Origin of the sequence: Micromonospora sp. NPDC047812 (genome assembly GCF_040704175.1) — a bacterium.
GTDB lineage: Bacteria > Actinomycetota > Actinomycetes > Mycobacteriales > Micromonosporaceae > Micromonospora.
This window is the reverse complement of sequence record NZ_JBEYRY010000001.1, coordinates 1058603-1076295: the sequence shown is the minus strand read 5'-3', so window position 1 is coordinate 1076295 and position 17693 is coordinate 1058603. Positions and strand designations below refer to the sequence as shown.

At 73.5% G+C, this 17693-nt stretch carries 18 protein-coding genes; 9 read left to right on the top strand and 9 right to left on the bottom strand.

Features of this window, described 5'->3' with window-relative positions:
• The first annotated feature begins 80 nt into the window (after window positions 1–80).
• Both AB0883_RS04910 and AB0883_RS04905 read left to right on the top strand, forming a co-directional pair.
• On the top strand, window positions 81–1412 hold the full coding sequence (locus AB0883_RS04910) for a DEAD/DEAH box helicase (RefSeq protein ID WP_366639501.1): 1332 nt from the start codon (window positions 81–83) through the stop codon (window positions 1410–1412).
• A gap of 178 nt (window positions 1413–1590) precedes the next feature.
• Complete coding sequence (locus AB0883_RS04905; RefSeq protein WP_366639499.1) at window positions 1591–1779, top strand: hypothetical protein; 189 nt, start codon at window positions 1591–1593, stop codon at window positions 1777–1779.
• A gap of 49 nt (window positions 1780–1828) precedes the next feature.
• On the opposite strand, the gene AB0883_RS04900 is transcribed toward AB0883_RS04905, so the two are convergent.
• Genes AB0883_RS04900 through AB0883_RS04885 form a run of 4 tightly spaced genes read right to left on the bottom strand, consistent with a single transcriptional unit; the run spans window position 1829 to window position 4994 of the window.
• Complete coding sequence (locus AB0883_RS04900) at window positions 1829–2278, bottom strand: Rrf2 family transcriptional regulator (RefSeq protein ID WP_366639497.1); 450 nt, start codon at window positions 2276–2278, stop codon at window positions 1829–1831.
• Between the two features lies 1 nt (window position 2279).
• On the bottom strand, window positions 2280–3164 hold the full coding sequence (locus tag AB0883_RS04895; RefSeq protein WP_366639495.1) for an ABC transporter permease: 885 nt from the start codon (window positions 3162–3164) through the stop codon (window positions 2280–2282).
• The gene (locus AB0883_RS04890; protein WP_366639493.1) at window positions 3154–3933 is read right to left on the bottom strand and encodes an ABC transporter ATP-binding protein; all 780 of its coding nucleotides are present in this window, start codon (window positions 3931–3933) and stop codon (window positions 3154–3156) included. The genes AB0883_RS04895 and AB0883_RS04890 overlap by 11 nt, the downstream gene beginning before the upstream one ends.
• A complete protein-coding gene (locus AB0883_RS04885; RefSeq protein ID WP_366639492.1) occupies window positions 3930–4994 on the bottom strand; it encodes an ABC transporter substrate-binding protein in 1065 nt (354 codons plus the stop codon). The genes AB0883_RS04890 and AB0883_RS04885 overlap by 4 nt, the downstream gene beginning before the upstream one ends.
• A 263-nt stretch (window positions 4995–5257) precedes the next feature.
• Between AB0883_RS04885 and AB0883_RS04880 the strand changes: the two genes are divergently transcribed.
• From AB0883_RS04880 to nudC, 3 genes are all read left to right on the top strand, one after another.
• A complete protein-coding gene (locus AB0883_RS04880) occupies window positions 5258–6568 on the top strand; it encodes a pitrilysin family protein (RefSeq protein ID WP_121399722.1) in 1311 nt (436 codons plus the stop codon).
• A gap of 114 nt (window positions 6569–6682) precedes the next feature.
• On the top strand, window positions 6683–8026 hold the full coding sequence (locus AB0883_RS04875) for a pitrilysin family protein (RefSeq protein ID WP_366639490.1): 1344 nt from the start codon (window positions 6683–6685) through the stop codon (window positions 8024–8026).
• Window positions 8023–8961: an NAD(+) diphosphatase gene (nudC, locus tag AB0883_RS04870; RefSeq protein ID WP_366639489.1), complete on the top strand. Its 939-nt coding sequence runs from the start codon at window positions 8023–8025 to the stop codon at window positions 8959–8961. The genes AB0883_RS04875 and nudC overlap by 4 nt, the downstream gene beginning before the upstream one ends.
• Window positions 8962–9132: 171 nt before the next feature.
• On the opposite strand, the gene AB0883_RS04865 is transcribed toward nudC, so the two are convergent.
• The 3 genes from AB0883_RS04865 to AB0883_RS04855 form a co-directional block, all read right to left on the bottom strand.
• Complete coding sequence (locus AB0883_RS04865; protein ID WP_366640297.1) at window positions 9133–9408, bottom strand: hypothetical protein; 276 nt, start codon at window positions 9406–9408, stop codon at window positions 9133–9135.
• A gap of 214 nt (window positions 9409–9622) precedes the next feature.
• Window positions 9623–9859 carry a DUF397 domain-containing protein gene (locus tag AB0883_RS04860; protein WP_366639487.1) on the bottom strand — a complete coding sequence of 79 codons (237 nt, stop codon included), beginning with the start codon at window positions 9857–9859 and terminating at the stop codon, window positions 9623–9625.
• A 72-nt stretch (window positions 9860–9931) separates the two neighbouring features.
• Complete coding sequence (locus AB0883_RS04855) at window positions 9932–10912, bottom strand: helix-turn-helix transcriptional regulator (protein WP_366639486.1); 981 nt, start codon at window positions 10910–10912, stop codon at window positions 9932–9934.
• 71 nt (window positions 10913–10983) lie between these two features.
• Here AB0883_RS04855 and AB0883_RS04850 point away from each other — a divergent pair, with 71 nt between their 5' ends.
• Window positions 10984–12435, top strand: coding sequence for an MFS transporter (locus tag AB0883_RS04850; protein WP_366639484.1), 1452 nt, complete (start codon window positions 10984–10986; stop codon window positions 12433–12435).
• Window positions 12436–12583: 148 nt separating this feature from the next.
• On the opposite strand, the gene AB0883_RS04845 is transcribed toward AB0883_RS04850, so the two are convergent.
• Window positions 12584–12826, bottom strand: coding sequence for a mycoredoxin (locus AB0883_RS04845; RefSeq protein ID WP_121399716.1), 243 nt, complete (start codon window positions 12824–12826; stop codon window positions 12584–12586).
• A 92-nt stretch (window positions 12827–12918) separates the two neighbouring features.
• On the opposite strand from AB0883_RS04845, the gene AB0883_RS04840 reads away from it, so the two are divergent.
• From AB0883_RS04840 to AB0883_RS04830, 3 genes are all read left to right on the top strand, one after another.
• On the top strand, window positions 12919–15081 hold the full coding sequence (locus tag AB0883_RS04840; RefSeq protein ID WP_366639482.1) for an ATP-dependent DNA helicase UvrD2: 2163 nt from the start codon (window positions 12919–12921) through the stop codon (window positions 15079–15081).
• 127 nt (window positions 15082–15208) lie between these two features.
• A complete protein-coding gene (locus AB0883_RS04835; protein ID WP_366639480.1) occupies window positions 15209–15466 on the top strand; it encodes a hypothetical protein in 258 nt (85 codons plus the stop codon).
• Between the two features lie 129 nt (window positions 15467–15595).
• Complete coding sequence (locus tag AB0883_RS04830; RefSeq protein ID WP_088998544.1) at window positions 15596–15961, top strand: WhiB family transcriptional regulator; 366 nt, start codon at window positions 15596–15598, stop codon at window positions 15959–15961.
• Between the two features lie 350 nt (window positions 15962–16311).
• On the opposite strand, the gene AB0883_RS04825 is transcribed toward AB0883_RS04830, so the two are convergent.
• The gene (locus AB0883_RS04825; protein WP_366639479.1) at window positions 16312–17679 is read right to left on the bottom strand and encodes an AarF/ABC1/UbiB kinase family protein; all 1368 of its coding nucleotides are present in this window, start codon (window positions 17677–17679) and stop codon (window positions 16312–16314) included.
• Window positions 17680–17693 lie beyond the last annotated feature (14 nt).

Genomic DNA, 17693 nt, shown 5'->3' with positions numbered 1-17693 from the left:
ACCCGCGGCCTGGTCCGCCGGTGACAGCGCCGCCTCCGGCGCCCTCCCTCGACACGTGCCGCGTCGAGGAAGGCTTCCGCATGACCACCGTCGTACCCTCGTTCGCCCTCACCGGGCTGGCCCCGGCGCTCCTCGCCGAGTTGACCGCCCAGGGCATCACCGAGCCGTTCCCGATCCAGTCGGCGACGCTGCCGGACTCGCTCGCCGGCCGGGACGTGCTCGGCCGGGGCCGCACCGGCTCCGGCAAGACGCTCGCCTTCGGGCTGCCCCTGCTGTCCCGCACCGCCGGCCGCCGGGCCCGCCCGGGCCGACCGCTGGCCCTGGTGCTGGTGCCCACCCGCGAGCTGGCCCAGCAGGTCACCACCGCGCTCGACCCGTACGCCCGCGCCGTCGGCCTGCGCTGCGCCACCGTCGTCGGCGGGCTCTCGCTGCAACGCCAGGCGGACGCCCTGCGCGCCGGCGCCGAGCTGGTCGTGGCCACCCCCGGCCGGCTGCACGATCTGATCAACCGCGGCGACGCCCGGCTGGACCAGGTCGGCATCACCGTGCTCGACGAGGCCGACCAGATGGCCGACATGGGCTTCCTGCCGCAGGTCACCAAGCTGCTGGAGCAGGTCGCCCCGAACGGGCAGCGGATGCTCTTCTCGGCCACCCTCGACGGCGGCGTGGACAAGCTGGTGCGCCGCTTCCTCAGCAACCCGGTCTCGCACTCGGTGGACCCCGGCACCGCCACGGTGACCGCGATGACCCACCACGTGCTGCACGTCGACGCGGTGGACAAGCCCACCGCGCTGACCTGGATCGCCGCCCGCGAGGGCCGCACCATCCTGTTCATGGGCACCAAGCACCGCGCCGACCGGCTCGCCCGGCAGCTGCTGTCCAAGGGGGTACGCGCGGCCGCGCTGCACGGCGGGAAGTCGCAGCCGCAGCGCACCCGGATCCTGGAACAGTTCCGCACCGGGCAGGTCACGGCGCTGGTCGCCACCGACGTGGCGGCCCGGGGCATCCACGTCGACGGGCTCGACATGGTGGTCAACGTGGACCCGCCCACCGAGGCGAAGGACTACCTGCACCGTGGTGGGCGTACCGCCCGGGCGGGGGAGTCCGGCACGGTGGTCACCCTGGTCCTGCCGGAGCAGCGCCGGGACGTGTCCCGGCTGATGTCGACCGCCGGCATCCGTCCCGAGTCCGTCCAGGTGCGCCCCGGCGACGAGGCCCTGGCCCGGGTGACCGGTGCCCGGGAGCCGTCCGGCGTGCCGGTGACGATCGCACCGCCCCCGCCGCAGGCCGCCTCCCCGGGTTCCGCCGGCGGTCGGTCGGGCGGACGCGCCGGCGAGGGCGGCCGGGCTCCGCACCGCGCCTCGGGGCGGCCCCGCCGCTCGCGTCGCCCCCGCGCCCCGCACGCCTCCTGACCGACCCTCACGTTCCGCTCCTCCCACCGGCTCCGGGCACCCGTGCCCGGAGCCGGTGGCTGAGTCTGGAATCAGCGGACGTTACGTCCGATCGGCGACTGTTTCCGCCGCCGGGGGTGGTGGAAGCTGAGGACGGGGGAAGATCCGGGCGGGACCGCCCGGCGTGGGAGGGGTGACCATGGTGGGCGACGCCGGCTCGGGCGCGGCGCGGGAACTGTTGCTGGTGCTCGCGGTGGCGCTGGCCGGGCTGCTGCTCGCCGTGGTCGCGGTGTTCACGCCGTGGCGCGCCACCCCGGACGGGGCCGCACCGGCCGCTCCGGTCGAGCTTCACAGCCCGACGGAGCAGCCGGTGACCACCGTCGGCTGACCGTCGCCGGGCCCCCGGCTGCCCGTCGGCCGGGGGAGCCGGTGCGCGGTCAGCGGGCGCGGGTCTCGCCGGCACCGGCCGGAGAGTGTTCCGCCCCCAGCAGGTCCGCGAGGGTGGTCCGGTCGACCACCAGGGCGATCGCGCCGTGCACAGCCAGCCAGACGTCCCGCAGGCCGGTCGCCACACCCGCGTAGCCGGCCCGCTCGGCCGGCAGCCCGCGGACGGTCGTCAGGGACCCGCCGATCGCGCGGAGCACGTCGCCGACGCTGATCTCCACTGCGGGGCGGGCCAGGGCGTACCCGCCCTCGGTGCCCCGGTGACTCACCAGCAGACCGGCCCGGCGCAGGTCGACCAGGATGCCCTGGAGAAAGCTCAGCGGAATGCCCTGGCTGTCGGCCAGCGTCCCCGCCTTGACCAGCCCGCCGCCACCGACCGGAGCCGCGGCGGCGACGGCGAGCATGGCCCGGAGCGCGTAGTCACTGCGCGCGGAGACGTACACGTCACTGACCCGCCTGGTCCAGCACGCCCCACCGCCGCCGGATCGCCTTGTCCGCCGCCCCGAACGCGGCGTCGACCACCAGGCCCAGCACCAGGATCACGATCATCGTGGAGATCAGCCAGGGCGAATCGGAGAGTTCCCGCGAGTAGGTCAGCTGCGCGCCCAGCGAGGTCTGCGAGATGCCGACCACGATCAGCTCGCCGGCCATCAGGCTGCGCCAGGAGAACGCCCAGCCCTGCTTGAGACCGGCCACGATGGCCGGCAGCGCGGCGGGCGCGATGACGTACCGGTACAGGTTGAGTCCCCGGGCGCCGAGGTTGCGGCCGGCGCGCAGCAGCAGCGGCGGCACGTAGTCCACGCCGGCGATCACGCCGTTGGCGATGGACGGCGCGGCGCCGAGCACCACCACGAAGAAGATGGCCTTCTCGCTCAGCTCGAACAGCAGGATCGCCAGCGGGAACCAGGCGATCGACGGCATCGTCTGCAACGCGGTGATCATCGAGCCGATCGCGGCCCGCAGGATCCGCGACCGGGCCACCGCGAGGCCGAGCAGCAGGCCGACGGCGACCGAGAAGAGGTAGCCGAGGGCTGCCCGGCGCAGGGTGGTGACCAGCCCCTCCCAGAGTTGGACGCCGCTGATCTGCCGGAGCAGCTCCTGCCCCACGGCCACCGGGCCCGGCAACGAGTACTCGGGCTTCCAGCCGGTCCAGACCACGACCTGCCAGGCGCCGACGGCCAGGGCGAGGGCGGCCAGCTTCGGCCAGGTCGCCGCCCAGAGCCGGCTGGCCCGGGTGCGGCTGTTCTCCCGGCCGGCCAGCTCCAGGGCGTCCAGCCCGGAGATCTCCGCGTCCGTACGCGGGACGGCGGCGAGGGTGTCACCGGCCATGGCGGCCCACCTCCGTACGCAGGCGGCCGGTGACCTCGGCGGCGATCGCGGCGACCTCGGGGGAGTCGATGCGGCGCGGCCGGGGCACGTCGACCGGGGTGGACCAGATGATCCGGCCGGGCCGGCTGGAGAGCAGGATGATCCGATCGGCGAGCCGGGCCGCCTCGCGGACGTTGTGCGTCACGAAGAGCACGGTGAGCCGCCGCTCCGTCCAGATCCGTTCCAGCTCGTCGTGCAGGATGTCCCGGGTCATCGCGTCCAGCGCGCCGAACGGCTCGTCCATCAGCAGCACCGGCGTGTCCAGGGCTAGGGTGCGGGCCAGCGCCACCCGCTGGCGCATGCCGCCGGACAGCTCGTGCGGGCGCTTGCGGCCGAAGTCGGCCAGGTGCACCGTGCCGAGCAGTTCGGCGACCCGGTCCCGCCGCGCGGCCCGGGGCAGCCCGCGCAGCTTCAGCGGCACCTCGACGTTGCCCTCGACGGTCAGCCAGGGGAAGAGGGCGGGCTCCTGGAACATCAGTCCCGGCTCGACGCCCTCGTCGAGGTCGATCCGCCCGCCGCTGGGCCGGTCGAGGCCGGCGACCAGGTTGAGCAGGGTGCTCTTGCCGCAGCCGGAGGCCCCGACCAGGCAGACGAACTCGCCGGGCGCGACGTCGAGGGAGACCCCGTCCAGGGCGACGACGGCGTTGGGCCCGCGCCCGTACACCTTGGTGACGCCGTGCAGCGCGACCGAGCCGGTCGCGCTGCGTGGCGTCGTCGTGGTCGACGTCATGGTTGGGCGACCTCTGTCTTGCCCTGGGCCTTGAGCACCTCGTTGAGGTGGGTCAGGTCGTAGAGGCCGTCGAGGCTGACCGGCTGGGTCAGCCCGACCGCGACGGCGTGGTCGAGCCCGGTCTTCAGCGACGAGGCGATCGGGTCGTTGGTGAACTCCAGCGTCGGCCAGGCCTGCTTGATCAGCTTGAGGTCGAGCGGCTTGCCGCTGATCTTCCCGATGTGGTCGGAGATGGCCTGGTGCGCCTCGTCCGGCTTGCTGTTGACGAACTCGTTCGCGGCCACCTGGCCCTCGACCAGCTTCTTCACCACGTCGGGGTGGGCCTTGAGGAACTTGGTGCTGACGATCAGGTTGGTGATGACGAACTTGCGGTCCGGCCAGAGGTCGCGCTCGTCGACGAGCACCTTGCCGCCCGCGTTGACCAGCCGGGAGACGAACGGCTCGGGCACCCAGGCGCCGTCGATGGCCCCGCTGTTGAACGTCTCCACCGTCTGGGCGTTCTCCTGCGGGATGATCTTGACGTCGCCGCCGCCCTCCTTGGTCGTCGTGAGCCCCTTCTCCTTGAGCCAGAAGCGGATGGCCACGTCCTGGGTGTTGCCCAGCTGCGGGGTGGCGATCTTGCGGCCCCGGAGCTGCTCCACCGAGGTGATCTCGGGCTTGACGACGAGCGCGACGCCGCCGGAGGCCGCGCCGGAGATGACCCGGACGGCCTCGCCCTTGGACTTCGAGAAGGCGTTCACGGTGGGGTTCGGACCGATGTACGTGGCGTCGAGCGCGCCGGAGAAGATCGCCTCGATCGCGGCGGGCCCGGCGTTGAAGGTCTTCGTCTCCAGCTTGACGCCGGTGCCGAGCTTCTCGGCGAAGATGCCCTTCTCCACGCCGACCACCGCCGGCGCGTGGGTGATGTTGGGGAAGTAGCCGAGCCGCAGCGTCGTCGGGCCGGAGCCGCCGCCCGCGCCCTCGCTGTCGTCGCCGCAGGCGGCGGCGGTGCCCAGGGTCGCCACGCCGACGACGGCGAGGGTGGCCAGGGAGACCCACCGACGCATGGGGAGCCGTCTCATCGTCCATCCAATCCGCAGTATTCCTACTTAGTTGGTAGGAAGACTGGGGCAGGTGGCGAACTGGCGTCAAGGGCCGACCACATGTCGGGATCGGCGTCCCAGGAAAAGCGGCAATCTCTATTGGTTGGATGGGTTTTGCGGCAGGTGTTCCCGGCGTCGACCCCGACCGCCGGGGCGGCTGCGCGCGACGCCCCGGGCGCCGGTCGGGGCCGCTGGCGAGAGGTCGCAGGTGGCGGGGGAGCCGACACGCTAGGGTCGATCCCGTGGCGGCGCGGAGATCGAGAATTCCAGCGACGAAGTACCCGGTCGAGCGGTTCACCCTCGACAACGGCCTGCGGGTGGTCCTGACCCCCGACCGCAGCGCCCCGGTGATCGGGGTGGCGGTCGTCTACGACGTCGGCATCCGCTCCGAACCCGAGGGTCGCACCGGCTTCGCGCACCTCTTCGAGCACCTCATGTTCCAGGGCTCCGAGAACCTGGAGAAGCTGGCGCACTTCCGGCACGTGCAGGGGGCGGGCGGCACCTTCAACGGCTCCACCCACCTGGACTACACCGACTACTTCGAGACCCTGCCGAGCAACGCCCTGGAGCGGGCGCTGTTCCTGGAGGCCGACCGGATGCGCGGCCCCCGGCTGACCGAGGAGAACCTGCGCAACCAGGTCGACGTGGTCAAGGAGGAGATCCGGGTCAACGTGCTCAACCGCCCGTACGGCGGCTTCCCCTGGCTGACCCTGCCGCCGGTCATGTTCGACACCTTCCCGAACGCGCACGACGGCTACGGCTCCTTCGTCGACCTGGAGTCGGCCACCGTCTCCGACGCCGCCGACTTCTTCCGCCGCTACTACGCGAGCGGCAACGCGGTGCTGGCGGTCAGCGGCGACATCGACGTCGCCGAGGCGACCACGCTGATCGAGCGGCACTTCGGCGACGTGCCGGCGCGTCCCGCCCCGGAACGGCCCGACTTCACCGAGCCCGACCTGACCGGGGAGCGGCGCACCTCGTACACCGACGAGTTGGCCCCGCTGCCGGCGGTGGCCGGCGCCTGGCGGGTGCCCGACCCGATCACCGACTTCGCCGCCTACCTGCCGTACGTCGTGCTGGCCGAGGTGCTCACCGACGGCGACGCGTCCCGGCTGGTCGAGCGGCTGGTCCAGCGGGACCGGGCGGTGACCAGCCTCGGCGGCTACGTCGGCTTCATGGGCGACCCGTTCGACGTGCGGGACCCGACGGCGCTGCTGCTCCAGGCGCACCTGCCACCCGGCGGGGACGTGGACAAGGTGCTGCGCACCATCGACGAGGAACTGGACCGGCTGGCCACCGACGGCGTGGCCGAGGGGGAGCTAGCCCGCACCCAGGCCCGGATGGCGACCCACCTGTTGCGCGACACCGACGCGGTGCTCGGCCGGGCGTTGCAGATGGCCGTGCTGGAGCAGCAGCGCGGCGAGCCGGGGCTGCTCAACGACCTGCCCCGGCTCGTCGGCGAGGTCACCGACGAGCAGGTCCGCGCCGCCGCGGCCACCCTGCGGCCCGAGCGCCGCGCGTCCATCGAGGTCATCCCCGGAGGTGGCCGGTGAGCGCGAGGAGTGAGCCGGGTTTGCGAGCCCCGCAGTCGCGAACGAAGGAAGACCGGTGAGCGCGAGGAGTGAGCCGGGGTCGCGAGCCCCGCAGTCGCGAACGAAGGAGAGCCAGTGACGGCAACCGCACCGGCCGCGCCCCGGGCGCTGCCGCCGCTCGGCCCCAACCGCAGGCTCAAGCTGCCGAAGCAGGCCGAGCGCACGCTGGGCAACGGGCTGACCGTGATCGCCGTACGCCGGCCGGCGGTGCCGCTGGTGGAGGTGCGGCTGTGGATGCCGTTCGGCCGCACCCACCTGGCCCGGGGCGCCATGCTCGCGCAGACCCTGCTCTCCGGCACGCGGACCATGTCCAGCGTGCAGATCGCGGCCGAGTTGCAGAAGGTCGGCGGCGGGCTCTCCGCGGGGATCGACCCGGACCGGCTGATGCTCTCCGGCGCAGGGCTGGTCACCGGGCTGGACCGGATGCTGGAGATCCTCGCCGAGGTGCTGACCGACGCGAGCTACCCGAACGACGACGTCGCCACGGAGCGGGACCGGCTGGTGGACCGGATCCACGTGGCGCGCAGCCAGCCGGCGCACCTGGCCCGCACCGCCCTGCTCCGGCGGGTCTACGGCACCCACCCGTACGCGGTGCAGACCCCCGAACCGGAGGCGGTCAGGTCGGTCCGGCCGGGCGTGCTGCGGACCCTGCACGCCCAGCGGGTGCACCCCGCCGACGCCGTGCTGGTGCTGGTCGGCGACGTGCAGCCGGACCGGGCGCTGGACGCCGCCGAGAAGGCGCTGTCGGGGTGGAACGGCGCCGGGCACACGGCCGACCTGCCGCCCGCCCCGCCGCTGGAGCCCGGGCCGCTGCTGCTGGTCGACCGGCCGGGATCGGTGCAGTCCTCGCTGCGGATGGCGCTGCCGGCGGTGCCCCGCACCCATCCCGACCACGCCGCGCTCCAACTGGCCAACCTGATCTTCGGCGGCTACTTCTCCTCCCGCTGGGTGGAAAACATCCGCGAGGACAAGGGCTACACGTACGGGCCGCACTCGCTTGTCGAGCACTCGGTGGCCGGGTCGGTGCTGGTCGCCGCCGCCGAGGTGGCCACCGAGGTCACCGGGCCGGCGCTGCTGGAGACGACGTACGAGCTCGGCCGGCTGGCCACTCTCCCGCCCCGCGAGGAGGAGCTGGAGCAGGCCCGCCAGTACGCCCTCGGCACCCTCCAGCTCGGCATGTCCACCCAGGCCGGGCTCGCCTCGCTGACCAGCGCGTACGCCGGCAGCGGGCTGCGCCTGGACTTCCTGGCCGAGCACGCCGCCCGGCTGGCGAAGGCGACCGTGACAGACGTGGCCGAGGCGGCGGCCCGCTACCTCGCCCCGGCGCGGGCGGTCACCGTGGTGCTCGGCGACGCCGAGCGGATCGGGCCGCAGTTGGCGGCGCTGGCCCCGGTCACCACCGAGCCGGCGCGGCCGTGAGCGGGGAGCCCGCGCCGCCGCTGGCCCGTTCCACCCTGGACCGGGCGGCCCACCGGCGCAACGACCCCGCGTGGCTGGCGCAGGCGTGGAGCCAGGCCCGGGTGCTGGTGCTCGACTCCGCCGACGGCGGCCGGGCGCTGGTGCGTACGGACACGTCGCCGCCGACGCTGGTGCTGGTCGATCCGGCCGGGCTGCCCGGGCCGACGTCGCCGATGTTCCTCGGCATCGAGCCGGACGGGGTGCCGGTCTTCGCCGTGGACGCCCCGCTGCCGGCGGTGTCGGGGGCCCGGGCGGCACACCTGCGTGAGGTCGGGCACCTGCTCGGCGACCGCGACGCCGGGCTGTTCACCACCGCGCTGGCGCTGGTCAACTGGCACCTGCGGCACCGCTACTCGTCGGCCACCGGGCACCCGACCGAGGTGGACGAGGCCGGCTGGTCCCGGGTCGACCCGGCCGGGGAGCGGATCTGGCCGCGTACCGATCCCGCGATGATCGTGCTCGTGCACGACGGCGTCCCGGGCCAGGACGGGCGGTGCCTGCTCGGCAACAACGCCACCTGGCCGCACACCGCCGGCGAGCGCCGGTTCTCCTGCCTCGCGGGCTACGTCGAGCCGGGTGAGTCGGCCGAGGCCGCGGTGCTGCGCGAGGTCCGCGAGGAGGTCGGCGTCCCGGTCGACGACATCGCGTACGCGGGCAGCCAGGCGTGGCCGTTTCCCGGCTCGCTGATGCTCGGCTTCCTCGCCACCGCGGATCCGGAGCGCCCGGTGCAGGTGGATCCGACGGAGATCGCGTACGCCCGGTGGTTCTCCCGCCGGGAGATCGGCGCGGCGCTGGCGGGACGGCCGGTGGAGGTCGGCGGGGCCCGGCTGGTGCTGCCGCCGCCGTCGTCGATCGCGCTCTTCCTGATCCACCGCTGGCTCGACGGGCACTGCTGAGCCGGTCCCGCCGCGCGCGGGCGTGCCGGTGGGCGGGAGCCCGTGCGCTCCCGGCCCGTGGCCGCCGTTGCCGCGACGGTCACGGGCCGGGATCACGGCCCGTCATGGTCGGCTGGGGCAAGGAACACGGCGGGGGAGCCGGTCCGACCACGACGGACGTCTGGGTGCGGGTCAACTGCCGCGGTCGTCGGGTGCGGCCCGCAGTCCGCGGCCCGGCTCGTCGAGCGGGAGCACCTTGACCCGTTGCTTGCCGGAGCGGACCGCGCCGACCGTGGCGAGGGCCCGGGCCAGCAGCAGCGCGGCGTCGCGCTCCTCGGCGTGCACGATCTGGCGGCGCGGCTCGGGCGTGGTGGTCTCGTCCCGCAGTCGGCCACCGCACGCCCATGCGGCGGCGATGTCGACGTCGGCGGCAGCGCGGATGTCGGTGCGAACGATCAGGAACCGCATGCGGGTCTCCGGATGAATCGCGAGGGTGGGGAACGGGTGGAAGTTCCACGTCACTCTGCCGTCATGTTACGCCGCGCGGTCGTCTCATCAAGTGAAACGCGACGATTGGTCCGGAGGCTCGTCCGATCATCGGATGCCTGGTCGGCGGGGTGGAACGGCGCAGACACGACGGGGCCGCCGGCAGGCTGCCGGCGGCCCCGCGACGATCGACGGATCAGTTCAGGTCGAACTGTCCGTTCTTCGCGCCGGCGATGAAGCCCAGCCAGCCCGCCCGGTTGAACAGCAGCACCGGACCGCCCTGGTCCTTGCTGTCCCGCAGGGCCACCGCGGCCGGCCCGGTCCTCAGTGGTGCGACCTCGACGCAGTTCGAGGTCTGGCTGCGCGTGCTCTTACGCCACGGGGCGTGCTCGAGCTGGGCGGGTACGGACGGCGTGTTGCGGATCTCGTTCATCGTGCCACTCCTGAGGTGAACTGCTCCGATGGAACGAGTGGCGCCGCACGACCCGACGGTGGGCCCCCGTGATCACCGCTCCGTCAGGCGCCCGGAATGCCGGCGGCGTTGGGTCGGCGCCGTTGCCGGCCCGTACGCCACCGTGGACGCGGTCGCCGTGCCGGGCAGCCGCCCCGTCGCCTCGATCAGCCAGGAGAGGGTGTCCGATTCGGAGAGCGCCGCCGTGCATAGCCACTCGAACACCACTTTATAGCGATTTAGGGTGTTTACCTCGGTGGACATGACGTCGGTGAAGCCCCCTTCGATCGCCAGCGTCTCCGGATCGAGCGGATCGGCGAACCGGTAGACCGAGAACGCGGTCGGCGGGAGGTACCAGTCGCCGATCTGGGTGTCGCGCGGCAGCACGTGCAGCGTGACGTTCGGCAGCATCGCCAGTTCGCAGAGCTGTACGAGCTGCGCGCGCAACACCTCCGGCGGCGCGGTCCGGCCGCCGAGCGCCGCCTCCTCCAGCACCGCCGTGTAGCGGGGCGCGTCGGTCGCGCGGGTGAGCAGCGACTGGCGGGCCAGCCGGGCCCGCACCTCGGTGTCGATGTCCTCACCGGCCTCAGGATCGCCGGCCTCCTCGTCGACCCGCCGGGCCGAGGCGATCCGTACCGACGCGTAGTCCGGCGTCTGGAGCAGGCCCGGCACCAGGACCGGGTTGTATTCCGAGATCTCCGCGCAGCCCGCCTCCAGCTCGGCGAAGCTGCGCTGCTGCTGGGTCATCACCGGGTAGTTCCGCAGCCAGCCGCGGATGTCGCCGGCCTCCTGGGTGATGCCGAGGAGCTCCCCGCGTAGCGCCCCGTCGACGCCGTAGAGGTCCAGCAGTACGCGGACGTCCTCCGGGTCCGGGCGGCTGCGGCCGTTCTCCAGTCGGGACAACTTGGACGCGGACGCCCAGCCGATCCGCTCGATGACCTGGTCTCCGGTGAGACCCGCGGCCTCGCGCAGCCGGCGCAGCTCGGTGCCCAACCTGCGGCGGCGCAGGATAGGGCTGGGTGAGGCAGGAGGCACGACGTCCTCTTTTCCCGTGGACCGCCGCAGACGCGACGGTAACTGTATGAAATTCGCCCCCCACGGTCAGTATGGACGGCGCGCCTCCCGCCGGAGGTCCCGGTCGGGGGCGTGTCTCGAAGAAAAGAGGACCGTGGAAGGGCGCGGCGTCCGGTACGACGCCGTCGACCCGACCGCGCCACCCCAGACCGCGCCACGCCGCGCACCACCCCCGCCGGAGGGACCCCATGCGCACCGTCCTGCGCCGCCCGGATTTCCGCCTGCTCTTCGGCGGCCTGCTCGCCAGCATGGCCGCCGAGTCGATCCTGCTGCTGGCCCTCGCCATCTGGGTGAAGGACCTGACCGGTTCGGACGGGCTGGCCGGCGCCACCATCTTCGCGGTCATCGCCCCGATGACCCTGGCCCCGCTGGTGGGGTGGATCGTCGACCGCTACCCCCGGCGCCCGTTCTTCGTGGCGGCGAACCTGGTGACGGCCGTGCTGCTCACCCCGCTCCTCGTGGTGCGGGACCGGACCGACGTGTGGATCATCTACGTGGTGGCGGCCCTGTACGGCCTGTCGTACATCACCCTCAGCGCGGTGCTCAGCGGCCTGATCCGCCAGCTCGTGCCGGTGGAGCTGCTGGCCGAGGCGAACGGCGTGCTCCAGACCGTGCGCCAGGGGCTGCGGCTGATCGGCCCGCTGGCCGGCGCCGGGCTCTACGCCGCCGTCGGCGGCTGGATGCTGGCCGTGATCGGGATGGTCGGCTTCCTGTCGGCGGCCGTCGTGGTGGGCCTGATCCGCACGACGGAGACGCCGCCCACCGGGCCCGGGCTGCGCTGGCGGGCCGAGGTGAGCGCCGGCCTGCGGCACCTGGCCGGGGAGCCGGCGCTGCGCCGGGCGCTGCTCGGCTACGGACTGGGGTCGCTGGCGATGGGCTTCAGCGAGTCGTTGATCTTCGCGTACGTCGACCAGGGGCTGCGCCGGGACGCCGCGTTCGTCGGCGTGCTGGTCACCGTGCAGGGCATCGGCGGACTGGTCGGCGGGCTGCTCTCCCCGGCCGTGGTGCGCCGCGCCGGCGAGGTGGGCACGCTCGCCGCCGGGGTGGCGTTCTTCGGGCCGGCCTCGCTGGCGCTGGTGTACCCGAACCTCTGGCTCGGCTTCGTCGCGGTGCTGCTGGCCGGAGTGTCGCTGCCGCTGACCATGGTCGGGCTGCACACGCTGATCCAGCGGCGCACCCCGCAGGTGCTGCTCGGCCGGGTCGCCGCGGCCTCGGAGGCCGTGGTCAGCGGCCCGCAGGCGCTCTCGATCGGCGCGGGGGCGCTGCTCGTCGGGGTGCTGGACTACCGCGTCCTGTTCGCCCTGATCGGGGTGGCCACCCTGCTCGCCGGCGGCTTCCTCTGGCACGGCCGCACGCTCAGCCCACCGCCGCCCGTCCGGATCCCCGCCCAACGCCGGCCCGCCGAGGTGCCCGCCGCCGTCGACCCGGTCGACGCGGCGGGCCAGGAGGTGGTCGGCACGATCCCACCGGGCCCGGCGCGCTGAGGGCGGAGTCGCCGCAGCGCCTCTGGCGTGCCACGCGGGCCGGCGCGTCGGGTGGCCCCTGCCGCAACGCCGTCGCCGGGCCGGCGCGCAGGACGCGACGAGCGGCCGGCCCGGGTGGGCGGCCGCTCGTCGGCGGTGGTGCGTCGGGTCAGGCGTCGATCGTGGCCAGGTGCTGCTTGACCTGGGTGATCGAGGGGTTGGTCAGGGCGCTGCCGTCGGCGAAACGCAGCGTCGGGACGGTCTGGTTGCCGCCGTTGACGCTCATCACGAACTCCGCGGCCTTCGTGTCCTGCTCGATGTCGACCACCTCGTAGCCGATGCCCTCCCGGTCGAGCTGCGACTTCAGCCGGTGGCAGTAGCCGCACCAGGGGGTCGAATACATCGTCAGCATGGTCAGATCCTCCAACGGTCCGCGTGGCGGCTTGCCGATCAAGCCCAGGCTAACCGCTGCAACGTCCGGCGGAGCTGAGACAATTCCTCGCTGTGGTGGTTCACTCAGCATCCGAACGCGTGCTCGCCGGGCTCGACCCGGAGCAGCGGTCGGCGGTGACCGCCCCGGCCGGACCGGTCTGCATCCTCGCCGGCGCCGGCACCGGCAAGACCCGCGCGGTCACCTCCCGGATCGCCCACCGGGCGCTCTCCGGGGAGATCTCCGCCCGGCACGTGCTCGCGGTGACCTTCACGGCCCGCGCCGCCGCCGAGATGCGCGCCCGGCTCACCGCGCTCGGGGTGGGCGGCGTCCAGGCGCGCACCTTCCACGCGGCGGCCCTGCGTCAGGTGCGCTACTTCGCGCCCCGGCTGCTCCAGGGGCGGGCCATGCCCGAGCTGCTGGACAGCAAGGTCCGGCTGGTCACCCTCGCCGCGGCCAAGGCCGGCCTGCGTACCGACCGGGCGGCCGCCCGGGACCTCGCCGGCGAGATCGAGTGGGCGAAGTCTTCGCTGGTGGAACCGGGGGAGTACGTCGTCGCGGCGGCGAAGGCGATGCGGGACACCCCGCACGAGCCGGCCCGGGTCGCCGAGGTCTTCGCGGCGTACGAGCGGCTCAAGCGGTCCAACGGCGTGATCGACTTCGAGGACATGCTGCGCGCCGCGGTCTGGGGCATCGAGGAGCACCGGGACGTCGCCGAGCAGGTCCGCGCCCAGTACCGGCACTTCGTCGTCGACGAGTACCAGGACGTCAACCCCCTCCAGCAGCGGCTGCTCCAGGCGTGGCTGGGCGGGCGGGACGACCTGACCGTGGTCGGCGACGCCAGCCAGACGATCTACTCGTTCACCGGGGCCACCTCGTCGTACCTGGTCGACTTCCCGCGCCGGTACCGGGGCGCGACGGTGGTCCGGCTGGTCCGCGACTACCGCTCCACCCCGCAGGTCGTCGGGCTGGCCAACGCGGTGATCTCCCAGGCGCGGGGCGCCGAGGCCCGGCTGCGCCTGGAGCTGGTCGGCCAGCGCCCGCCCGGCCCCGAACCGGAGCTGCGGATCTTCACCGACGAGCCGGCCGAGGCCAACGCGGTGGCCGCGCGCTGCCGCGCCCTGGTCGACGCCGGCACCCCGGCGAAGGAGATCGCCGTGCTGTTCCGGACCAACGCGCAGTCCGAGGCGTACGAGAAGGCGCTGACCGAGGCGCAGGTGCCGTACGTGGTGCAGGGCGCGGAGCGGTTCTTCGAGCGGGCCGAGGTCCGGCAGGCGATGGTCGCCCTGCGGGCCGCCACGCGGTCGATCCCCGGGGAGACCCCGCTGCCCGCCGCCGTGGTGGAGGCGCTCACCGCGGTCGGCTGGGCCCCCGACGCCGCCCCGGCCGGCGGCGCCGCCCGCGAGCGGTGGGAGGCGCTCGCCGCGCTGGTGCAACTCGCCGAGGAGTACGCCGCCACGCCGCAGGTGCTGCCGATCGGGCCCGCCGCCTCGGTCGAGCGCCCGGTCACCCTGGCCGACTTCAACGACGAGCTGGCCCGACGGGCCGCCGCACAGCACGTGCCGACGGTGGACGGGGTGACCCTGGCCTCGCTGCACTCGGCCAAGGGCCTGGAGTGGGACGCGGTCTTCCTGGTCGGCCTCTCCGAGGGCACCCTGCCCACCACGTACGCCAAGACCGTGGAACAGGTCGAGGAGGAGCGCCGGCTGCTCTACGTCGGCGTCACCCGCGCGAGGGAGTGGCTCTGGCTGTCGTACGCCTCGGCCCGATCCCCGGGCGGGCGGGCCCGGCGGCCCTCGCGGTTCCTGCCGCAGCTCGACCGCTCCGGTGGTGCCGAGCGGGCCGGGGCCGCGCCGGCGGCGCGCCGGCCGGAGCGCCGCCGGACCCAGATCGTCTCCTGCCGGATCTGTGGCGCCACCCTGCTCGCCGGGCCGGACCGCAAGCTGGGTCGCTGCCCCACCTGCCCCTCGGACATCGACGAGGAGCTGCACGAACGCCTGCGCGAGTGGCGCCAGCGGGTGGCCGGCGGGCAGCGGGTACCGGCCTATGTGGTCTTCACCGACGCCACTCTGGTCGCGCTCGCGGAGCGGCGCCCCGGCCGGGCGGAGGAGCTGATCGCGATCGCCGGCATCGGGCCCCGGAAACTCGGCCTCTACGGGGAGGCGGTGCTGGCGCTGGTGGCGGGCGCGGCGGTCGACGACGTCTGCCCGGAGAAAACTTTCGAAATCTCGCCGTAAATTCGTTTGCCCTCGCCCCGTGGCGAGGAATAGCCTCATGACACACCTCGCGAGCGGCGCCATTCGGGCTGCTCACGAGGGGTAGAGACCGTATCGGCACGAGTGAACGTCAGAGGAGGTGGCCCCAATGGAGAGCGTCTACATCTGCGAGCGTCCGGCGGCGCTGCCCGCTGCCGTCGCTCCGCTGTCGGCTGTCCGGGTGGCCCTCGCCGCTGCGCGACCGTCGGTTTCCCAGGTGCACCGGGTCGAGACTCAGGCCGAGCTGATTCTCGCCACCGCGCCGAACGGAATCCAGGGGACCAGTGGCTTCACGGGCAAGGGCGTCGATGCTGTCAAGCGTCACATGGACGTCCGCGGAGTTCCACCTCGAGGTAGACCGGTCTGATCCTCAGACCAACGGCTCACCTCGAGGCCGCGGAACCCGCTACCGGGATCCGCGGCCTCAGTTTTTTGCCCGCCAAGTACGTCGGAAATGCGATCCACGAGATCGAAGTGAGAGAGAGGTGACCGGGCGATGAGTCTGGCGTTGGCCCCGCTCGACGTGAGCGTCGAGGTGGAGGCGAACCTGCCCTGCCGGAAGTTCGACCCCGACCTGTGGTTCTCCGACTCGCCCGCCGAGCTCGAGCTGGCCAAGTCGCTCTGCGGGGACTGCCCGCTGCGCGTCGAGTGCCTGGCCGGGGCGGTGGAGCGGGCCGAGCCCTGGGGCGTCTGGGGCGGCGAGATCTTCGAGCGTGGCGCGGTCGTCCCGCGCAAGCGGCCCCGTGGCCGTCCGCGCAAGGAGGACCTCGCCCGCGACGCGGCGCTCCGGGTCGAGGCCGAGGCGCGACTGGCGGCCAGTGGGCTGTCCGAGTCGCGCACCACGGTCCGGCTGGCGGCCTGACATGCACCCGATCCAACCCACCCACGCCGGTGTCACGCCGGCGACGAGAGAGCTGACCACCATGCTGAACGTTCTTGACGGAGTCGCCGAGATGCAACTACTTCACGAAGCGTTGTCCCGGGCTCGAATGCGCCGGCCTCAGGCCGGTCGTACCACCACGAGCACTGAGGCAACCCTTTCCGCCCGTACCGTCGCCATGAACAGCCGCAACCGGGCGGCGCGCGACCTGGGCGTTCTCTAGTACCCCACCGATTGTCGAGGGGCGGTGGCCGGAATCCGGCCACCGCCCCTCGACGCGTTCCGCGCCGCCGCGCCGGCCGCTCAGCCGACCCAGCCGCCTGCCGGGCCGCTCAGCCGCCCGCCGGGGGCCGCTCGGCGGACGGGGCGAAACCGGGCAGCCAGCGCTCCAGGATGCCCCGGTAGGGCGCCTTCGCCTCCAGCTGGCAGAGCACGCCGATCGAGCCGAGCGTCACCCGGTGGATGAGCAGGTACGACGGCGGCAGGTTGAGCTGCCGGCTCAACTGGTAAGCGGGGGAGCGGGGGCTCGCCAACCGGGTCGCCTCCGTGCGCAGCCAGGCCCGGGTGAACCGGAACTCCTCGGCGGCGATGGGCTCCAGCATCGGACGCAGGAAGTCGAGCACCGCCTCGGCGTCGATCTCCTCGGTGGGGCCGATGAAGCCCTCCGAGCGCAGGCCCGCCACCACCTCGTCGGCGTCGCCCCGCAACGCCAGCGCGGCGATGCGGCCGATCGGCTCGGGCGTGCCCTCCGGCATCCGGGCCACCGCGCCGAAGTCGATCACGCCGAGCCGGCCGTCCGCCAGCAGCCGGAAGTTGCCCGGGTGCGGGTCGGCGTGCAGCAGCCCGGCCCGCTGCGGCGCGGACAGGTGCAGGATGGCCATCAGTCGGCCGGCCTCGTCGCGCTGCTCTTCCGTGCCCTCGCGGATGATCTCCGCCAGCGGGGTGCCCTCCACCCACTCGGTGACCAGGACCCGGGGCGACGCCGAGACCACCGCCGGGATGTGGATCTCCGGATCGTCCGCGTACGCGGCGGCGAAGGCGCGCTGCGACTCGGCCTCCAACTCGTAGTCGAGTTCCTCGGTGATCCGTTCCCGCAGCTCCGCCAGGAGCGGCTTGACGTCCAGCCCGGGCTGGATCGCCCGGAACATCCCACCGAGGCGGGAGAGCTGCTTGAGGTCGGCGAGCAGGGCGTCGCCGGCGCCCGGATACTGGATCTTGACAGCCACGTCGCGGGACTGCGGCGCGCCGGAAGGCCCGTAGCCCGGCTCCCGCCACACCGCCCGGTGCACCTGGCCGATGCTGGCCGCGGCGGCGGGGGTGTCGTCGAACTCCACGAACCGGTCCCGCCAGTCCGGGCCGAGCTGCTCGGCGAGCACCTTGTGCACGCTGGCCGCCGGCAGCGGCGGCGCCGCCTCCTGGAGCTTGGTGAGGGCCTGCCGGTAGGGGGCGGCGATCTCCTCGGGCAGGGCGGCCTCGAAGACCGACAGCGCCTGGCCGAACTTCATCGCGCCGCCCTTGAGCTGCCCCAACACGCTGAAGAGCTGCTCGGCGGTGCGTTGCTGGATCTCCGCGGAGATCACGTCGGAGGCGAGCCCCGTGACGCGCTTACCCATGCCGAGGACGGTCCGACCGGCGAAGCCGAGCGGCAGAGCGGCGAGCTTGGCGGTCCGGGACACGGCCCGGCGCGGGATGTCGGTCACCCGGCCATTGTTAC

Excerpts from the sequence above, each read along its gene's own strand:
- AB0883_RS04910 (WP_366639501.1), top strand. The coding sequence starts at position 81 with ATGACCACCGTCGTACCCTCGTTCGCCCTCACCGGGCTGGCCCCGGCG.
- AB0883_RS04905 (WP_366639499.1), top strand. The coding sequence starts at position 1,591 with ATGGTGGGCGACGCCGGCTCGGGCGCGGCGCGGGAACTGTTGCTGGTG.
- AB0883_RS04895 (WP_366639495.1), bottom strand. The coding sequence starts at position 3,164 with ATGGCCGGTGACACCCTCGCCGCCGTCCCGCGTACGGACGCGGAGATC.
- AB0883_RS04890 (WP_366639493.1), bottom strand. The coding sequence starts at position 3,933 with ATGACGTCGACCACGACGACGCCACGCAGCGCGACCGGCTCGGTCGCG.
- AB0883_RS04885 (WP_366639492.1), bottom strand. The coding sequence starts at position 4,994 with ATGAGACGGCTCCCCATGCGTCGGTGGGTCTCCCTGGCCACCCTCGCC.
- AB0883_RS04865 (WP_366640297.1), bottom strand. The coding sequence starts at position 9,408 with ATGCGGTTCCTGATCGTTCGCACCGACATCCGCGCTGCCGCCGACGTC.
- AB0883_RS04860 (WP_366639487.1), bottom strand. The coding sequence starts at position 9,859 with ATGAACGAGATCCGCAACACGCCGTCCGTACCCGCCCAGCTCGAGCAC.
- AB0883_RS04850 (WP_366639484.1), top strand. The coding sequence starts at position 10,984 with ATGGACGGCGCGCCTCCCGCCGGAGGTCCCGGTCGGGGGCGTGTCTCG.
- AB0883_RS04845 (WP_121399716.1), bottom strand. The coding sequence starts at position 12,826 with ATGCTGACGATGTATTCGACCCCCTGGTGCGGCTACTGCCACCGGCTG.
- AB0883_RS04835 (WP_366639480.1), top strand. The coding sequence starts at position 15,209 with ATGGAGAGCGTCTACATCTGCGAGCGTCCGGCGGCGCTGCCCGCTGCC.
- AB0883_RS04830 (WP_088998544.1), top strand. The coding sequence starts at position 15,596 with ATGAGTCTGGCGTTGGCCCCGCTCGACGTGAGCGTCGAGGTGGAGGCG.